Origin of the sequence: Enterobacter asburiae (assembly GCF_007035645.1) — a bacterium.
GTDB classification, from domain to species: Bacteria; Pseudomonadota; Gammaproteobacteria; order Enterobacterales; family Enterobacteriaceae; genus Enterobacter; species Enterobacter asburiae_B.
Map to the genome: position 1 here is coordinate 1,206,060 of NZ_AP019632.1, position 16,767 is coordinate 1,222,826.

Annotated in this window: 15 protein-coding genes and 3 tRNA genes; 8 read left to right on the plus strand and 10 right to left on the minus strand. The window is 53.8% G+C overall.

Features of this window, described 5'->3' with window-relative positions; genetic code table 11:
* Positions 1 to 219: 219 nt before the first annotated feature.
* Complete coding sequence (gene cysK, locus FOY96_RS05710; RefSeq protein ID WP_014884739.1) at positions 220 to 1,191, minus strand: cysteine synthase A; 972 nt, start codon at positions 1,189 to 1,191, stop codon at positions 220 to 222.
* Between the two features lie 163 nt (positions 1,192 to 1,354).
* Entirely contained in the window at positions 1,355 to 2,116 is a 762-nt protein-coding gene (gene cysZ / locus FOY96_RS05715; RefSeq protein ID WP_039263698.1) for a sulfate transporter CysZ, read from the minus strand.
* 230 nt (positions 2,117 to 2,346) lie between these two features.
* On the opposite strand from cysZ, the gene zipA reads away from it, so the two are divergent.
* The 3 genes from zipA to FOY96_RS05730 all read left to right on the plus strand — a co-directional run bounded on the left by zipA (position 2,347) and on the right by FOY96_RS05730 (position 5,632).
* Positions 2,347 to 3,330, plus strand: a complete 984-nt coding sequence (gene zipA / locus FOY96_RS05720) for a cell division protein ZipA (RefSeq protein WP_143346632.1) — start codon at positions 2,347 to 2,349, stop codon at positions 3,328 to 3,330.
* Between the two features lie 69 nt (positions 3,331 to 3,399).
* The gene (gene ligA / locus FOY96_RS05725) at positions 3,400 to 5,415 is read left to right on the plus strand and encodes an NAD-dependent DNA ligase LigA (RefSeq protein WP_143346633.1); all 2,016 of its coding nucleotides are present in this window, start codon (positions 3,400 to 3,402) and stop codon (positions 5,413 to 5,415) included.
* A 1-nt stretch (position 5,416) separates the two neighbouring features.
* Positions 5,417 to 5,632: a DUF3820 family protein gene (locus tag FOY96_RS05730; RefSeq protein WP_003861328.1), complete on the plus strand. Its 216-nt coding sequence runs from the start codon at positions 5,417 to 5,419 to the stop codon at positions 5,630 to 5,632.
* Here FOY96_RS05730 and FOY96_RS05735 read toward each other — a convergent pair.
* Positions 5,629 to 6,624: a bile acid:sodium symporter family protein gene (locus FOY96_RS05735; RefSeq protein ID WP_143346634.1), complete on the minus strand. Its 996-nt coding sequence runs from the start codon at positions 6,622 to 6,624 to the stop codon at positions 5,629 to 5,631. The genes FOY96_RS05730 and FOY96_RS05735 overlap by 4 nt on opposite strands.
* Positions 6,625 to 6,713: 89 nt before the next feature.
* Here FOY96_RS05735 and FOY96_RS05740 point away from each other — a divergent pair, with 89 nt between their 5' ends.
* Positions 6,714 to 7,649, plus strand: a complete 936-nt coding sequence (locus tag FOY96_RS05740; RefSeq protein WP_033146568.1) for a LysR family transcriptional regulator — start codon at positions 6,714 to 6,716, stop codon at positions 7,647 to 7,649.
* Here FOY96_RS05740 and FOY96_RS05745 read toward each other — a convergent pair.
* The 3 genes from FOY96_RS05745 to FOY96_RS05755 form a co-directional block, all read right to left on the minus strand.
* A complete protein-coding gene (locus FOY96_RS05745; protein WP_039263694.1) occupies positions 7,646 to 7,984 on the minus strand; it encodes a FlxA-like family protein in 339 nt (112 codons plus the stop codon). The two genes, FOY96_RS05740 and FOY96_RS05745, sit on opposite strands and share 4 nt — an antisense overlap.
* Before the next feature lie 186 nt (positions 7,985 to 8,170).
* Positions 8,171 to 8,246 (minus strand) — tRNA-Lys (locus tag FOY96_RS05750).
* A 4-nt stretch (positions 8,247 to 8,250) separates the two neighbouring features.
* Positions 8,251 to 8,326: transfer RNA gene (locus FOY96_RS05755), tRNA-Val, on the minus strand.
* Positions 8,327 to 8,584: 258 nt separating this feature from the next.
* Between FOY96_RS05755 and gltX the strand changes: the two genes are divergently transcribed.
* Positions 8,585 to 10,000, plus strand: a complete 1,416-nt coding sequence (gene gltX / locus FOY96_RS05760; RefSeq protein ID WP_033146145.1) for a glutamate--tRNA ligase — start codon at positions 8,585 to 8,587, stop codon at positions 9,998 to 10,000.
* Between the two features lie 52 nt (positions 10,001 to 10,052).
* On the opposite strand, the gene FOY96_RS05765 is transcribed toward gltX, so the two are convergent.
* Together FOY96_RS05765 and FOY96_RS05770 are read right to left on the minus strand one after the other, a co-directional pair.
* The gene (locus FOY96_RS05765; protein ID WP_143346635.1) at positions 10,053 to 10,436 is read right to left on the minus strand and encodes a YfeC-like transcriptional regulator; all 384 of its coding nucleotides are present in this window, start codon (positions 10,434 to 10,436) and stop codon (positions 10,053 to 10,055) included.
* Position 10,437: 1 nt separating this feature from the next.
* On the minus strand, positions 10,438 to 10,800 hold the full coding sequence (locus FOY96_RS05770; protein ID WP_033146143.1) for a YfeC-like transcriptional regulator: 363 nt from the start codon (positions 10,798 to 10,800) through the stop codon (positions 10,438 to 10,440).
* 217 nt (positions 10,801 to 11,017) lie between these two features.
* Between FOY96_RS05770 and FOY96_RS05775 the strand changes: the two genes are divergently transcribed.
* Positions 11,018 to 11,093, plus strand: a tRNA-Ala gene (locus FOY96_RS05775).
* A 213-nt stretch (positions 11,094 to 11,306) separates the two neighbouring features.
* Positions 11,307 to 13,499 carry a sensor domain-containing phosphodiesterase gene (locus FOY96_RS05780; protein WP_143346636.1) on the plus strand — a complete coding sequence of 731 codons (2,193 nt, stop codon included), beginning with the start codon at positions 11,307 to 11,309 and terminating at the stop codon, positions 13,497 to 13,499.
* Positions 13,500 to 13,543: 44 nt separating this feature from the next.
* Here FOY96_RS05780 and FOY96_RS05785 read toward each other — a convergent pair whose 3' ends face one another.
* Complete coding sequence (locus FOY96_RS05785) at positions 13,544 to 14,731, minus strand: NupC/NupG family nucleoside CNT transporter (RefSeq protein WP_008501591.1); 1,188 nt, start codon at positions 14,729 to 14,731, stop codon at positions 13,544 to 13,546.
* 348 nt (positions 14,732 to 15,079) lie between these two features.
* On the opposite strand from FOY96_RS05785, the gene FOY96_RS05790 reads away from it, so the two are divergent.
* Positions 15,080 to 16,318 carry an Nramp family divalent metal transporter gene (locus FOY96_RS05790; protein ID WP_033146141.1) on the plus strand — a complete coding sequence of 413 codons (1,239 nt, stop codon included), beginning with the start codon at positions 15,080 to 15,082 and terminating at the stop codon, positions 16,316 to 16,318.
* 32 nt (positions 16,319 to 16,350) lie between these two features.
* On the opposite strand, the gene FOY96_RS05795 is transcribed toward FOY96_RS05790, so the two are convergent.
* Positions 16,351 to 16,704 carry a DUF2502 domain-containing protein gene (locus tag FOY96_RS05795; RefSeq protein WP_023308717.1) on the minus strand — a complete coding sequence of 118 codons (354 nt, stop codon included), beginning with the start codon at positions 16,702 to 16,704 and terminating at the stop codon, positions 16,351 to 16,353.
* Positions 16,705 to 16,767: the final 63 nt, after the last annotated feature.

Consider the following 16,767-nt stretch of genomic DNA (forward strand, 5'->3'; position numbering starts at 1 on the left):
ATTAAACATTATGCAGCGAAAGCAAGACTTGAACCAAATCATAAAATCGATTCAGCAAGGCTATTTCATTCACCGATTAATTTCACGCATCAAAATAATTGCTGGTTTAAATACCAGACCCAACGGGGTGAAGCAATGCCAGGAGGGGCAAAAGTTTGAAGCAGGCCACAAAAAAGCACCTGAAAAGGTGCTTTTTTACGCGTTATTAACATGCTGGCACTACTGTTGCAGCTCTTTTTCGGTAAACAGATCGGCAAACAGTGCGGTGCTCAAGTAACGCTCGCCCGAAGAAGGAAGGATAACCACAATATTCTTGTTGGTAAAGGCTTCATCTTCCTGAAGCTTGAGCGCTGCCGCAACGGCTGCACCGGAAGAGATACCCGCCAGAATGCCTTCTTCATCCATCAGGCGACGCGCGGTAGAAATGGCTTCTTCGTTAGTGATAGTCACCACTTTATCGATCAGCTTCAGATCCAGGTTGCCCGGAATGAAGCCTGCGCCAATACCCTGAATTTTATGCGGGCCTGGCTTAAGCTCTTCACCCGCCAGTGCCTGGGTGATAACCGGTGAGTCAGTTGGCTCAACGGCAACGGTGATCAGGTCTTTTTTACCCTTTGTGCCTTTAATATAGCGTGACACGCCGGTCAGCGTACCGCCGGTACCGACCCCGGAGATAAAGACGTCAACCTGGCCGTCGGTATCTTCCCAGATTTCCGGACCGGTGGTCTTCTCGTGAATTTCCGGGTTAGCCGGGTTGCTGAACTGCTGCAGCAGCAGATATTTCGCCGGATCGCTGGCCACAATCTCTTCAGCTTTCTGAATGGCGCCCTTCATGCCCTTCGCGCCTTCGGTCAGCACCAGGTTCGCGCCCAGCGCTTTGAGCAGCTTACGACGCTCGATGCTCATGGTTTCTGGCATGGTCAGCGTCAGCTTGTAGCCACGCGCGGCGGCAACATAGGCCAGAGCGATACCGGTATTGCCGCTGGTCGGTTCCACCAGCTCAACGCCAGGCTTCAGTACGCCACGTTTTTCAGCATCCCAAATCATGTTTGCACCGATACGGCATTTTACGCTGAAGCTCGGGTTACGTGATTCGACCTTCGCCAGAATGCGTCCATTACCGATACGGTTCAGTCGAACCAGGGGCGTATGACCGATAGTCAGCGAGTTGTCTTCATAAATCTTACTCATGGCCTGTCCTTAACTGTATGAAATTGGGATACCGACCCAGCATACCTGTTGAGCAGGTAGGGGGAAGTAAGGAATTCGCATATCTATATACTGCAAGGAAATAATGGGGATCAGTATGGAATAAGGGGCGGCATAAGCCACCCCTGCTTTACACATTTTTGCATTATTTCCATAACGCGTGCTTAGCACGGTAGCAGTCGACCCACATCGCCGTCGCGCCGCAGACGGCGACGGGCATGATGAACAGATTCAGGAAGGGAATCATGGTGAACAGGCTGGTCAGCGCGCCAAACTGCATATTGGCGACCTTCTGGCTGCGCAGGGCAGTGCGCATCTCTTTAAACGGCACCTTGTGGTTATCGAACGGATAGTCGCAGTACTGGATGGCCAGCATCCAGGCGCTGAACAGGAACCACAGCACCGGCGCCACCGTCTGGCCAATGCCTGGCACAAAATAGAGGATAAGCAGCACGACCGCGCGGGGCAGGTACCAGGCAAACTTCTGCCACTCGCGCTTCATGATGCGTGGCAGGTCTTTCATGATCCCCAGCACGCCCGTGTCCGGCGGCGTCGCACCGGTAAGCCGCGCTTCCAGCTGTTCCGCCAGCAGACCGTTAAACGGTGCGGCTATCCAGTTGGCAATTGTCGAAAAGAAGTACCCAAACACCAGCAGCACGGAGATCACCGCCACCGGCCAGAGCAGGTAGTTAAGCCACTGCAGCCAGTCCGGAACGTAACTCATCAGCGACGGGATCCAGCTCTCCAGCTTTGTGAATAGCCACCAGAACGCGCCGCCCATCAGAATAATGTTGATCAACAGCGGCAGAATCACGAAGCGTCGAATCCCCGGCAGGGAGACCAGTTTCCAGCCCTGAGAAAAATACCAGACGCCGCTGCGCGGGGGAGAAGAAGATGTTGAAACCATAGACAGGCTGTACTCCTTTTTACACAACCAGTGGAATTGCCCGCCTATATTATCCACTTACGGAGCAATGACCAGTTCGGAAATGTTCGAAAAACCAGCAAAAAGCACGATTTCCTTCATCTTTATGCTGTGAATGCTCTGCACACACTTGCACTTGACGTAAACGGCAAATACTCTTAGTGAGTAAATGTTTGCCGTGGTGGCAAGGTGTTAGAACAACAGAGAATATAATGATGCAGGATTTGCGTCTGATATTAATCATTGTTGGCGCGATCGCCATAATCGCTTTACTGGTACATGGTTTCTGGACCAGCCGTAAAGAGCGTTCCTCGATGTTTCGCGATCGCCCACTGAAGCGCATGAAGTCCAGTCGTGACGACGATGACAGTGAAGATGACATCGACGGCAGCGATGACGACGGCGTGGGTGAAGTTCGTGTTCATCGGGTCAATACTGCGCCCAGCGCAGGCCATGGGGAGCATGAAGCGCCTCGTCCTTCGCAGCACCAGTATCAACCGCCTTATGCTTCTGCACAGCCGCGCCAGCCAGCGCCGCAGCCTGTGGAAGAACCGGTGCGCCAGCCGCCGCAACAGCCTGTCTATCAGCAGCCTGCTGCGCCACAGCCGGTTCAACAGCAACCGGTGCAGCAGCCCGTGCAGCAACAGCCTGCTCAGCCGGTACAACAACCGCAGCAGCCTGTTCACGTACAGCCTGCGCCTCAGCCTGCTCCGGCTCTACACGTTGAGCCTGAGCCCGTTGTAGAACCAGAGCCGGTTGTTGAAAAACCGCAGCGTAAAGAAGCGGTGATCATCATGAACGTGGCCGCGCATCACGGCAGCCATCTTAACGGTGACGTGCTGCTCAACAGTATTCAACAGGCAGGATTCAAGTTTGGCGATATGAACATTTTCCATCGCCATCTGAGCCCTGACGGTAGCGGTCCGGCGCTGTTCAGCCTGGCCAACATGGTTAACCCTGGCACCTTTGATCCGGAAATGACCGGTGATTTCGTGACCCCGGGCGTCACTATCTTTATGCAGGTGCCTTCTTACGGCGATGAACTGCAAAACTTTAAGCTGATGCTGCAGTCCGCTCAGCACATCGCTGACGAAGTCGGTGGCGTGGTGCTCGACGATCAGCGTCGAATGATGACCCCGCAGAAGCTGCGCGAGTATCAGGACCGCATCCGCGAAGTTAAGGAAGCTAACGCGTAATCGTCGCGTTTACTTCAACTCCTCCTCAACCCCCGCCTGTCGGGGGTTTTTTCTCATTGATGGTGCGATATGGACTCAATCGAACAACAACTCACTGAACTGCGAACCACGCTTCGCCATCATGAATACCTCTATCATGTTATGGACGCGCCGGAAGTCCCGGATGCGGAATATGACCGCCTGATGCGCGAGCTGCGCGAATTAGAGGCGCAGCATCCGGAGCTTATCACGCCGGATTCCCCTACCCAGCGCGTCGGCGCTGAGCCGCTGGGCGCTTTCGGCCAGGTGCGCCATGAGGTGCCGATGCTGTCGCTGGATAACGTCTTCGATGAAGAGAGCTTCCTCGCGTTTAACAAGCGCGTGCAGGATCGCCTGAAAAGCAGCGACTCCCTCACCTGGTGCTGCGAGCTCAAGCTGGATGGCCTGGCGGTCAGTCTTCTCTATGAAAACGGTGTGCTGGTGCGTGCCGCAACGCGTGGCGACGGTACGACGGGCGAAGACATCACCACCAACGTGCGTACCATCCGCGCGATCCCGCTGAAGCTGCAGGGTGACAACATTCCCGCGCGTCTGGAAGTGCGCGGCGAGGTGTTCCTGCCCCAGGCGGGCTTCGAGAAAATTAACGACGAGGCGCGTCGCACCGGCGGGAAGGTGTTTGCTAACCCGCGTAATGCGGCGGCAGGCTCTCTGCGCCAGCTTGACCCGCGTATTACCGCGAAGCGACCGCTTACTTTCTTCTGCTACGGCGTCGGTATTCTGGAGGGCGGCGAGCTGCCGGATACGCACCTCGGACGCCTGCTGCAGTTTAAAGCGTGGGGCCTGCCGGTGAGCAACCGCGTTCAGCTCTGCGACTCGCCGGAAGCGGTGCTGGCGTTCTACCACAAGGTGGAAGAGGACCGTCCGACGCTCGGTTTTGATATTGATGGCGTCGTCATCAAGGTGAATTCTCTGGCGCTGCAGGAGCAGCTAGGCTTTGTGGCGCGCGCGCCGCGCTGGGCGGTGGCGTTTAAGTTCCCTGCTCAGGAGCAGATGACCGTCGTTCGCGATGTGGAGTTCCAGGTTGGCCGTACGGGGGCGATTACCCCGGTCGCCCGTCTGGAGCCCGTGCAGGTTGCGGGCGTGCTGGTGAGTAATGCCACGTTGCATAACGCCGATGAAATCGAACGCCTCGGCCTGCGCATTGGTGACAAAGTGGTGATTCGCCGCGCGGGCGACGTTATTCCGCAGGTGGTTAACGTCGTGGAGTCGGAACGTCCTGCCGATACGCGCGAGATCGTCTTCCCGACCCACTGCCCGGTGTGCGGCTCCGACGTTGAGCGTGTGGAAGGTGAAGCGGTGGCGCGCTGTACTGGGGGCTTAATCTGTGGTGCGCAGCGTAAAGAATCGCTGAAGCACTTCGTCTCCCGTCGGGCGATGGACGTCGACGGCATGGGCGACAAGATTATCGATCAGCTGGTTGAGAAAGAGTATGTCCATACGCCAGCGGATCTCTTCAGGCTGACGGCAGGTAAACTGACCGGTCTGGATCGCATGGGGCCAAAGTCAGCCCAGAATGTGGTTAACGCGCTGGAAGCCGCCAAAGAGACGACCTTTGCCCGCTTCCTGTACGCGCTGGGCATTCGTGAAGTGGGTGAGGCGACGGCAGCGGGCCTGGCGGCGTACTTTGGAACGCTGGAGGCGCTGGAAAAGGCAAGCATCGACGAGCTGCAGAAAGTCCCTGACGTTGGCATTGTGGTCGCCACGCACGTCTTTAACTTCTTCGCCGAAGAGAGCAACCGTGAAGTCATCGGCAAGCTGCTGGAAGAGGGCATCAGGTGGCCCGCGCCGGTAGTGGTTAACGCCGAAGAGATCGACAGCCCGTTCGCCGGTAAAACGGTAGTCCTGACCGGCAGCCTGAGCCAGCTTTCACGCGACGATGCGAAAGCGCGCCTGGTGGCGCTGGGGGCCAAAGTGGCGGGCAGCGTGTCGAAGAAAACCGACCTGGTGATCGCCGGGGAAGCGGCGGGCTCTAAGCTGGCGAAAGCCCAGGAGCTCGGCATTGAGGTTATCGACGAAGCGGAAATGATGCGTCTGTTAGGAGAGTAACGTGGAGAAAGAACAGCTCGTTGAAATAGCCAATACGGAGATGCCGTTCGGTAAATACAAGGGCCGCAGGCTGATTGATTTGCCGGAGGAGTATCTGCTGTGGTTTGCCCGTAAGGATGAATTCCCGGCAGGGCGACTGGGCGAGCTGATGGCTATCACGTTACTGATCAAAACCGAGGGGCTGACCCAGCTGGTTCAGCCCCTGAAACGTCCTTAAGCCTTCGCGGCGCGGGTCTCTTCCTGCGCCAGCTTTTCGGTCTGGCGCTTGTAGCGACGCGCCAGCACCGCGCAGACCATCAGCTGGATCTGGTGGAAAATCATCAGCGGCAGCACCATCATCCCAATCACCGAGGTCGGGAATAGAATATTGGCCATCGGGATACCGTTAGCCAGGCTCTTTTTCGAACCGCAGAACACAATGGTGATTTCATCCGCTTTGCTGAAGCCGCACCTGCGTGCCACAAAGACGTTTACCGCAATCACAATCGCCAGCAGGACGATGCTGACCACCACGATAAACAGCAGCGAACCTGCGCCCACCTTATGCCAGATCCCGTTCACAACCGCTTCACTGAAGGCGGAATAGACCACCAGCAGAATCGACGACTGGTCGGTTTTTGAGATCCATTTCTTGTGCTTAGCCACGAACGCCCCGGTCCATGGACGGGATAGATGCCCCAGGACAAACGGCAGCAGCAGCTGCAGGCAAATTTTTCCAACCTGCTCGAGATTGCCTTCCGCGCCGTGCATGTTCATCAGCAGGCCCACCAGCAGCGGGGAAACGAAAATCCCTAACAGGCTGGATGCCGATGCCGAGCAGACCGCGGCCGCAACGTTCCCTCCGGCGAGAGAGGTAAAGGCAATGGCGGACTGTACGGTAGCCGGCAGAATACAGAGATACAGGAAACCGGTGTAGAGCGCCGGGTCGACGTTTACCGGCGCCCACCAGGCAAACAGCACTCCGAGGATTGGGAACAGAATGAACGTGCTGCACATCACCCAGAGATGCAGCCGCCAGTGGCTACCGCCGGCAATAATCGCTTCGCGCGAGAGCTTTGCGCCGTGCATAAAGAACAGCAGTGCGATGGCGGCCGTCGTCAGCCCTTCAAAAAACGGGACGAAGCCCCCGCGGGCGGGGAAGAACGAGGCCAGTAAAACGGTAACCACCAGGGTGAGAGTAAACGGATCAACAATACGAAATATTTTCATAATGACTCCTGAAAACAGATGTCGCTATTGTGCTTTTTTCCATTTGAGAAATAAAATTGATTTATTGCATCCATTCATGAATGAAACAGATGAATTACTCCTTACGCCAGCTTCGTATTTTCGTCACCGTCGCTCACGCCCGCAGCTTTAGCCGGGCAGGGGAGATGATTGGCCTGAGCCAGTCGGCGGTCAGCCACAGCGTGAAAGAGCTTGAGAATCAGACCGGGGTGAAGTTGCTTGACCGCACAACCCGTGAAGTGGTGCTGACCGAAGCAGGGCAGCAGCTCGCCCTGCGTCTTGAACGATTGCTGGATGAGCTGAACAGCACGCTCAGAGACGTGGGGAGGCTGGGGCAGCAGCTTTCGGGGACCGTGCGCGTCGCGGCCAGTCAGACAATCTCTGCACACCTTATCCCGCAATGTATTGCCGAGGGAAGTCATCGCTACCCGGACATTGATTTTGTCCTGCATGACAGGCCGCAGCAGTGGGTGCTGGAGAGCATCCGCCAGGGAGATGTGGATTTTGGTATCGTTATCGATCCCGGCCAGGCGAGCGATCTGGCGTGCGAAAGCGTACTTTCCGAGCCCTTTTTGCTGCTCTGCCGTGACGACGACCCGCTGGCCACGTTGCCGGAGGTCAGCTGGCAGTCCCTGACGGGCGCGAACCTGGTTTTACAGGATTATGCCTCGGGCAGCCGTCCGCTGATTGATTCCGCGCTGGTGAATCAGGGCGTAAAGGCAACGATCGTGCAGGAGATTGGTCACCCGGCGACGCTTTTTCCCATGGTAGAAGCCGGCATTGGCATCAGCGTGTTGCCCGCCCTGGCGCTTCCCCTGCCGCAGGGAAGCCGGCTGGCCGTCAAGCGATTAACGCCCGTTGTTGAGCGAAAGCTGATGCTGGTGCGGCGAAAAAATCGCTCACTCTCGGGGGCGGCGCAGGCTATCTGGGAAGTGGTGCGTATCCAGGCACAACGATTAACCGAAGCCCGCATACGCGACCCACTGTTTAACGCATCAGAAGATTAGATGTAGATATCAATCTGATTATTGTCTGAAGGGTTATTCACACCTTCCACTTTGCCCAGCTTTTGATCCTGCTTCTTCTGGGCTTCTTCGGCCTGCTGGCGCTGCAGCGCGGCGAGCTGTGCCTGCAGCACTTTGAGCTGGGTCTGAATAAGTTCCTGCTGCTTTTTCTTCTCATCGGTGCTGATGGGGCTGTTCGCCAGCTCTTTTAACTGCTGAGTCAGCTTTTTGATCTTGTCGAGAATGCGGGTGATTTGCGTAGCGATATCGTTGCTGCTCGAAGTTCCACTCGCGCCGCTGGTTTGAATCTGTTGGGTTGAAGCCTGAATGGTCGTCATACTTTTTCCTCGCGTTATAAAACAGAGGTATCGGCACTAACGGGATTAGCTTGAGCAAAACTGCCATATCTGGCAGGGAGTTACATCGATAAACAATCAGTATTGATGATGCGGTAAAGTTACTGGAAGTCGGAAGTAGACAAACTGCAGATAGCAAAAAGGCGCCTTTAGGGCGCCTTTTTACATTGGTGGGTCGTGCAGGATTCGAACCTGCGACCAATTGATTAAAAGTCAACTGCTCTACCAACTGAGCTAACGACCCGAAATGGTGGGCGATGACGGGCTCGAACCGCCGACCCCCTCCGTGTAAAGGAGATGCTCTACCAACTGAGCTAATCACCCCCGCTGTGTGGAGTCGCATTATAGGGAGAGTTGAAAATGAGTCAACGCATTTTCTAAAGTTTTTATTCGTTCGTCGTAAAATTAAACAAAACGATCGCGAAACGGGCAATGGCGCATGATTTCTAAACAAAAATCGCAAACTCGGTCACGATAAAGGGATCAACATTGAGGAATCCCCCCACAGTGATAGAATATTGCCCATCGTTTTTTCCCCAGGATTTGCCGATTGCCGGCATCTTTATAACGTAAGGCCATTTCATGAAAATCAAAACTCGCTTCGCGCCGAGCCCGACAGGCTATCTGCACGTCGGTGGTGCACGTACCGCTCTCTATTCCTGGCTTTTCGCACGCCACAACAAAGGTGAGTTCGTGCTGCGTATTGAAGACACCGATCTTGAGCGCTCCACGCCAGAAGCAATTGAAGCCATTATGGATGGGATGAACTGGCTGAATCTGGAATGGGATGAAGGTCCTTACTTCCAGACCAAACGCTTTGACCGCTATAACGCCGTCATTGATGAGATGCTGGTCGCGGGCACGGCGTATAAGTGCTACTGCTCTAAAGAGCGTCTGGATGAACTGCGTGAAGCGCAGATGGCGAACGGTGAAAAGCCGCGTTATGACGGCCGCTGCCGCCACGACCATAGCGAGCATGCTGCAGATGAGCCTTGCGTGGTGCGTTTTGCTAACCCGCAAGAGGGATCGGTAATCTTTGACGACCAGATCCGTGGCCCAATTGAATTCAGCAACCAGGAACTGGACGATCTGATCATCCGTCGTACCGACGGTTCTCCAACCTACAACTTCTGCGTTGTGGTTGACGACTGGGATATGGAAATTACCCACGTTGTCCGTGGTGAAGACCATATCAACAATACGCCACGTCAGATCAACATCCTGAAGGCGCTGAACGCTCCTGTGCCAGTTTATGCGCACGTCTCCATGATCAACGGTGATGACGGGAAAAAACTGTCTAAACGTCACGGTGCGGTAAGCGTTATGCAGTATCGCGACGACGGCTATCTGCCGGAAGCGCTGCTGAACTATCTGGTGCGTCTGGGCTGGGCCCACGGTGACCAGGAGATCTTCAGTCGCGAAGAGATGATCGAACTGTTCTCTCTGAGCTCTGTAAGCAAATCAGCGAGCGCCTTTAATACCGACAAGCTCCTGTGGCTGAACCATCACTACATCAACACCATGCAGCCAGAATATGTGGCGACGTATCTGCAGTGGCATATTGAGCAGGCAAATATTGATACCCGCACTGGCCCTGAGCTGGCGGACCTGGTGAAACTCCTCGGCGAGCGCTGCAAAACGCTGAAAGAGATTGCCGAAAGCTGCCGCTACTTCTATGAAGAGTTTGAAGAGTTCGACGCGGACGCCGCGAAGAAACACCTCCGTCCGGTTGCGCGTCAGCCGCTGGAAGTGGTGCGCGACAAGCTGGCGGCCCTTACCGAGTGGACCGCTGAGAATGTGCATCACGCCATTCAGGCGACGGCAGACGAGCTGGAAGTCGGTATGGGTAAAGTCGGCATGCCATTGCGCGTTGCGGTGACCGGGGCGGGTCAGTCTCCGGCACTGGATGTGACGGTTCACGCCATCGGCAAGTCACGCAGCGTAGCGCGTATTAACAAGGCGCTGGACTTTATCGCTGAACGTGAAAATCAGCAGTAATTAGGCCTCAGATAAAAAACGGCAGGTTACCCTGCCGTTTTTTTTATGCCTTTTATTCCGTGAGACCGAGCCGCGTCAGAAAGCCGTGTATGCCTTCGCGTTTCAATAAGGCGTCCAGACGCCTCTGCTCTGGCTGAGTCATACTCTCCAGCGTCTCAATAATGCCCGGAGACAGGTTTGAAGAGAGTTCATTGTATGAAGCGGTGACCTCAGCGAGATGGTAAACCGCCTGACGGTTACGGATCGCCGGAAGGCTCATAATATGTTCCTTCACGCGCGCATCAATATGAATGAGCCGCGCGCGACCACCCTTTACACCGTTGAGGCCTTCGGTTTTCCATCCCTGCTGGCGTATCCAGCGATTAACCGTTTGTCTGGCAACGCCCAAACTCTCCGCCAGCTCTTCCGTGGTCATTTTGCTGCGTAATTTTTTCATATCAGTTCTGATCGCGAATTCCTAAACGTTGCAACAATCCGGTAATCCCTTCCCGCATTAACAGCGATGTCATCTGCTTCTGCTCTTCCGGCGTCATTTCATTGGCCAGCGTCAGGAGCAGCGTGTGAAGCGAACTATCATGACTGACGCCTTCTGGCAGTTCGGACGTTTCAGTTGCCCGACGTGCGCTGCGGATAAAGTCACGGACTTTTTCGTTCACATGTACCAGGCGAGCTTTCCCGCCCTGGACGCCTGGTTTTGGTGATGTAATCCAACCCTCTTTGCGTACCCATTTATTGATGGTCTGGCGGCTATAGCCAGTGAGGAGGGCTAACTCTTCTGGCGTCATTCGTTCCTTGATCATGCAATTTCCTGAATATCAGTGGGGTTAATTAACGGCTCATTTTATAGCACCGTTTTACGTGAAAACGTGACAGGCTTAACTCCTGACTGCGAGCAGGCTCGCAAAGTGATTCATTTGCATGAATTTTCGGCGATTGAATGGCTGGGATTGATTTTGCCGTTGACACTCCGCGGTGGAATTCATATTATGCCGCCCGTCAACATGACAGCTTTACGATGGGGCTATAGCTCAGCTGGGAGAGCGCTTGCATGGCATGCAAGAGGTCAGCGGTTCGATCCCGCTTAGCTCCACCAAAATTGTAAACCCTCGTCGAAAGACGAGGGTTTTTTTTATGTGTTTGTAACACTCGCCACCGTATTTTGTTATCAAAAAGAAGGTATTCCCGTACCTCACCTCAATCGACATCAATAAACCAGTCTAAAAATAGACTTGAACTTGATTCGCGCAATTAATAAACCTATTATCCATCCGGTCAATAATTATCTCGGAAAATAACGCCCAGGTTAATGAATAGAAAAACTTACAATAATGTAAAGATATTTATGATTGCTCTGGCTTTATGCCTGATTGCGGTACCTGTCTCCCGTTATCTCTCTCCCCGCGCAATTGTTAATGGTCACGACGTTTATTTAGCATGGTTACCTTTAAGCGTAATGCTGGCGGTAATTCTGCTATTTGGGCGCAGGGCTATTCTTCCCATTTTGTTAGGTTTTACTGTCACTAATTTATTCTATGTAAATTTAGCACCGCTACAATATTCAGTATTACTGTTCTGTCAGACCTTTGCGTTGTTCGCGGCGTGCGGTCTTCTTCGCATCATGCTGGGTAAGCGTTGGCGCTACTCCATCCCTAACAAGCACATCGGATTGCGGATATTCTGGCTCGGTTTTATGGTGCCAATAGGGATTAAGCTGTCGATGTATTTGGCGGGCTATTTGTTTGATTTTCCTGTGACAATTTCGACCTTTTTCGGCGAAGGGACGGTAATTTATAACGTTGTGGATATACAAAGCCTGATATGCGCGGCATTGATTTTTACCATGATGTTCTATTACCCGTTAAGAATGATAATTAATCCCCGTTATGCAATAAGTTTCTGGCGACGAAGCGTGAAGCCCGTGTTTTTTCACAAGAATTCATTATATATTTTTGCCTGGCTGGTGCTATTAAGTTTCATTCTCGTCATTTTATGTGGTCCTTTTGAATCTCCCGTCATTGCGGGCTATTTGATGCCGCTGATTTTTATTCTTTTTACCTTAGCGATAAGCCGACTGACCTATGCGTTGATTTCTCTGCTGTGGGCTGTATCTGCGCTCCTGCTGTTGACCTACAACTACAATTTCCTTAACGGGGTGGAATCGGGCCATTCGCTCTCTTTTATTCTGTCCGTGCTTATCTCATTCGCGATCTGTCTGCTTTACATGTCGCGCATTTACCAGCGCAGCGAGTGGCTTAAGCGGGGCTGGCAGGGGAGGGCGCTCACCGATCCGCTGACCGGATTGCCCAATATTCGTGCGCTGGAGGATTATCTTGAGATTCACCCGGATGCAAAAGTGAGCATTCTGCGTATGGATAACCTGGAATTTTTGAGCCGCCACTATGGGATCCTCATGCGGGTCCATTGCAAACGTACGATCGCCACGTCGCTGCAGCCTCTCCTGCAAAAAGATGAGACGCTCTTCCAGCTCCCCGGAAGCGAGCTTGTGCTGGTACTACTGGGCCCGGGAACCGCTGAGCGCCTCCAGCATATGGTTGATCGACTGAACAGCCGTAAGATTTTTTGGAACAACACCGGGCTGGATATTGAATTCGGTGCGTCCTGGGGAATGGTCGAAAACGGCGAAAAATTGCACCACACGCTGGGGCAGCTGAGCTGGCTGGCCGAGCAATCCTGCGGAACAACAAACAACGTGCTTGCGCTCACGAATAGCCTCGAGGCGGCATCAGGGCAAACGACAGAGCGAGTCCTGATGCTGGCGCGGATTAAGCATGCCCTGGAGGCGGGCCAGTTCCATTTATACGCGCAACCGATCCAGAAGGCGGACGGGAGCGGCTACTACGAAATTCTGGCGCGTATGGAGAGCGAGGGCGAGATCTTCACTCCTGACCGCTTTATTCCGTTGATTGCCCAGTTCAACCTCAGCCACCGGTTTGATATGTGCGTCATGGAGAAATTACTGCTGTGGCTGCGCGATCACCCTTCAACGCAGGCTGGCGCTCGTTTCTCCGTTAATCTGATGCCGCTTACGCTGATGCAAAAAGAGGTGGCGTCCGAGATTTGTGCGCTCTTTGAACGCTACGGCGTTGCGCCTCAGTCCGTCGTGATTGAGATTACCGAAGAGCAGGCCTTCTCAAATTCAGGCAGCAGCATCCACAATATTCAGCAACTGCGGGATTACGGTTTCCGGATTGCTATAGATGATTTTGGTACCGGCTACGCCAACTACGAGCGCCTCAGACGCCTGCAGGCAGACATCATTAAAATTGACGGCTGCTTTATTAAAGACATTTGTACCGATGATATGGATGCGATGATCGTGCAGTCGATGTGTAATCTGGCGAAGACGAAATCGCTGTGCGTCGTAGCGGAATACGTCGAAACACCGGCGCAGCGCGAGATGCTGCTTCGCTTCGGCGTGGATTACCTGCAGGGCTACCTGATAGGCAAACCCAAACCGCTGGAAGAATTGCGGGCATAAAAAAACCGGGAGCCAGGCTCCCGGTTTTTGTTTAACGCTAAACGTTAGAGTACCAGTGCCGCGATAGAAGCAGACAGGACGCTCACCAGCGTAGAGCCGTAAACCAGCTTCAGGCCAAAGCGAGAAACCACGTTGCCCTGTTCTTCGTTCAGACCTTTAATCGCGCCCGCGATAATCCCGATGGACGAGAAGTTCGCGAAGGAGACCAGGAACACGGACAGAATGCCTTCCGCGCGCGGAGAAAGCGTGCTGGCAATTTTCTGCAGATCCATCATCGCAACGAATTCGTTAGAAACCAGTTTGGTTGCCATGATACTGCCCACCTGCAGCGCTTCGTGAGCCGGCACACCCATCACCCAGGCAACCGGGTAGAAGATGTAGCCCAGAATACCCTGGAAGGATATACCCAGCACCGCGGCGAACAGGGCGTTCAGCGCAGAAATCAGCGCAATGAAGCCGATCAGCATGGCGGCAACGATAATCGCTACTTTGAAGCCCGCCAGAATGTACTCACCCAGCATTTCGAAGAAGCTCTGGCCTTCGTGCAGGTTTGACATCTGAATGTTCTCTTCGCTTGCGTCAACGCGGTACGGGTTGATCAGCGACAGAACGATAAAGGTGCTGAACATGTTCAGAACCAGCGCCGCAACAACATACTTTGGCTCCAGCATGGTCATATACGCGCCCACAATAGACATGGAAACGGTAGACATTGCGGTTGCCGCCATGGTGTACATGCGGTTGCGGGACATTTTGCCGAGAATATCTTTATACGCGATGAAGTTCTCAGACTGACCGAGGATCAGGGAACTGACGGCGTTGAAGGATTCCAGCTTGCCCATGCCGTTCACTTTGGATAACAGGAAGCCAATTCCACGAATAACGAACGGCAGAACGCGGATGTGCTGCAGAATACCGATCAGCGCGGAGATGAAGACGATAGGGCAGAGAACCTTCAGGAAGAAGAACGCCAGACCTTCATCGTTCATTTTACCGAAGACAAAGTTGGTCCCTTCATTGGCGAATCCGAGCAGTTTTTCGAACATTTCGGAGAAGCCTTTCACGAAGCCGAGGCCTACGTTGGAGTTCAGGAAGAACCACGCAAGTAAAACTTCAATGACCAGCAGCTGGACAACATAACGGATACGAATTTTTTTGCGGTCTGTGCTGACCAGCAATGCAAGTGCAGTAACGACAACAAGTGCCAGGACAAAATGAAGGACGCGGTCCATATTTGCTCCAAATATGAGGCAGGTTTAATTTTCGTGCACATTCTATGTAACAAGCGAAAAGAAAACGAGATCGAGGACACACTATAGTTACATCCTGTGACGAGTCTCAAAAATAGTGATCCACAATACATTTTTGTTATGTTAGGTAAATGAGTGAAAAGTTAAGTTTGTGTGCTAGTCTTCACAAAAGCGCGCGCGATTTTAGTTTCTGTTAGATCGCCCCACTTACCCGCCCGTCTATCGTTCAAAGCTATCAGAGAAATCACTGTAAACAGCATAAATGATCTTGATAATCATTCTCATTTTGATAGGATTAAACATAGCAAAGGCTATATTTCAGAGGCAGAAATGACAAACAGTCGCGTAGAGGGTAGCAGTGGCAGAGCCGCGCGCAAGTTGCGGTTCGCATTAATGGGACCTGCGTTCATCGCTGCCATTGGCTATATCGATCCAGGTAACTTTGCGACCAATATTCAGGCCGGGGCCAGCTTCGGCTATAAGCTGCTGTGGGTGGTCGTCTGGGCTAACCTGATGGCGATGCTGATTCAGATGCTCTCCGCAAAGCTGGGGATTGCCACGGGTAAAAACCTGGCGGAGCAAATTCGCGACCATTATCCGCGTCCGGCCGTCTGGCTCTATTGGGTCCAGGCGGAAATTATCGCCATGGCCACTGACCTCGCTGAATTTATCGGTGCAGCGATCGGCTTTAAGCTGATTCTGGGCGTGTCGCTGTTGCAGGGGGCGGTACTGACCGGGATTGCCACTTTCCTGATCCTGATGCTGCAGCGTCGGGGTCAAAAGCCGCTGGAGAAGGTTATCGGCGGTCTGCTGCTGTTTGTCGCGGCGGCCTATATCGTCGAGCTGATTTTCTCACAGCCGAATCTGGTGCAGCTCGGTAAAGGTATGGCAATACCAAGCCTGCCAACCTCGGAAGCGGTGTTCCTGGCCGCCGGGGTATTGGGGGCGACCATCATGCCGCATGTGATTTACCTGCACTCCTCGCTGACCCAGCATCTCCACGGTGGGACGCGCAAAGAGCGTTACTCCGCCACCAAATGGGACGTGGCGATTGCCATGACCATCGCGGGGTTTGTCAATCTGGCGATGATGGCTACCGCAGCCGCCGCTTTCCACTTTAACGGCCACACCGGTATTGCCGATCTCGACCAGGCCTATCTCACGCTGGAGCCCTTACTGAGCCATGCTGCCGCCACGATATTTGGTCTCAGCCTGGTGGCTGCCGGTCTCTCTTCTACGGTGGTGGGCACGCTGGCAGGTCAGGTGGTGATGCAGGGATTTGTCCGCTTCCATATTCCGCTGTGGGTTCGTCGCTCCGTCACCATGCTCCCGTCATTTATCGTGATTCTGATGGGGCTTGATCCTACGAGAATTCTGGTCATGAGCCAGGTGCTGCTGAGCTTTGGTATCGCGCTGGCGCTGGTGCCGCTGCTGATCTTTACCAGCAACAAAACCCTGATGGGCGAACTGGTTAACTCAACGCTGGTGAAACGGACCGGGTGGGCAATCGTGGTGGTGGTAGTGGCACTGAACCTGTGGCTGCTTATTGGCACCGCATTGGGGCTCTAAAAGAAAAAGGAGCCGGGAGGCTCCTTTTTGCATTAATGGTGACCGTGGCCATGACCGTGGCCGCGTCCTTTCCCGCCGCGATCCCAGCCGCCGCGACGGTCGTCACGATCGTTCCAGCCTTCACGGTAGCCGCGCTCATACGCGTTGTCTTTATACCAGCCGCGGTGTCTGCCGTTATCATGTTTCCACCAGCGGTCTCCGCGCCACTCATAGTGACGGTTCCAGTAGTCACGGTCGCGCCAGTAGCCACCGTCCCAGTATCTGCCGTAGTCGTCACGATCGCCAATTTGTAATTTTACTGATGGCAACAGGGTGATTTCGCCCGCATTGGCGATCAGCGGGGCTGAAGCCAGTAATACCGCTGCAAGAATCAGTGACCTGAACATACTCTTTCTCCTTCACGATCGGGGCCCTTGTGGGGCCTGTTAACGCAATATTACGAGTTGGTA

Coding starts and splice junctions, on each gene's coding strand:
- cysK (WP_014884739.1), bottom strand. CDS start 1,191: ATGAGTAAGATTTATGAAGACAACTCGCTGACTATCGGTCATACGCCC.
- cysZ (WP_039263698.1), bottom strand. CDS start 2,116: ATGGTTTCAACATCTTCTTCTCCCCCGCGCAGCGGCGTCTGGTATTTT.
- zipA (WP_143346632.1), top strand. CDS start 2,347: ATGATGCAGGATTTGCGTCTGATATTAATCATTGTTGGCGCGATCGCC.
- ligA (WP_143346633.1), top strand. CDS start 3,400: ATGGACTCAATCGAACAACAACTCACTGAACTGCGAACCACGCTTCGC.
- FOY96_RS05735 (WP_143346634.1), bottom strand. CDS start 6,624: ATGAAAATATTTCGTATTGTTGATCCGTTTACTCTCACCCTGGTGGTT.
- FOY96_RS05740 (WP_033146568.1), top strand. CDS start 6,714: ATGAATTACTCCTTACGCCAGCTTCGTATTTTCGTCACCGTCGCTCAC.
- FOY96_RS05745 (WP_039263694.1), bottom strand. CDS start 7,984: ATGACGACCATTCAGGCTTCAACCCAACAGATTCAAACCAGCGGCGCG.
- gltX (WP_033146145.1), top strand. CDS start 8,585: ATGAAAATCAAAACTCGCTTCGCGCCGAGCCCGACAGGCTATCTGCAC.
- FOY96_RS05765 (WP_143346635.1), bottom strand. CDS start 10,436: ATGAAAAAATTACGCAGCAAAATGACCACGGAAGAGCTGGCGGAGAGT.
- FOY96_RS05770 (WP_033146143.1), bottom strand. CDS start 10,800: ATGATCAAGGAACGAATGACGCCAGAAGAGTTAGCCCTCCTCACTGGC.
- FOY96_RS05780 (WP_143346636.1), top strand. CDS start 11,307: ATGAATAGAAAAACTTACAATAATGTAAAGATATTTATGATTGCTCTG.
- FOY96_RS05785 (WP_008501591.1), bottom strand. CDS start 14,731: ATGGACCGCGTCCTTCATTTTGTCCTGGCACTTGTTGTCGTTACTGCA.
- FOY96_RS05790 (WP_033146141.1), top strand. CDS start 15,080: ATGACAAACAGTCGCGTAGAGGGTAGCAGTGGCAGAGCCGCGCGCAAG.
- FOY96_RS05795 (WP_023308717.1), bottom strand. CDS start 16,704: ATGTTCAGGTCACTGATTCTTGCAGCGGTATTACTGGCTTCAGCCCCG.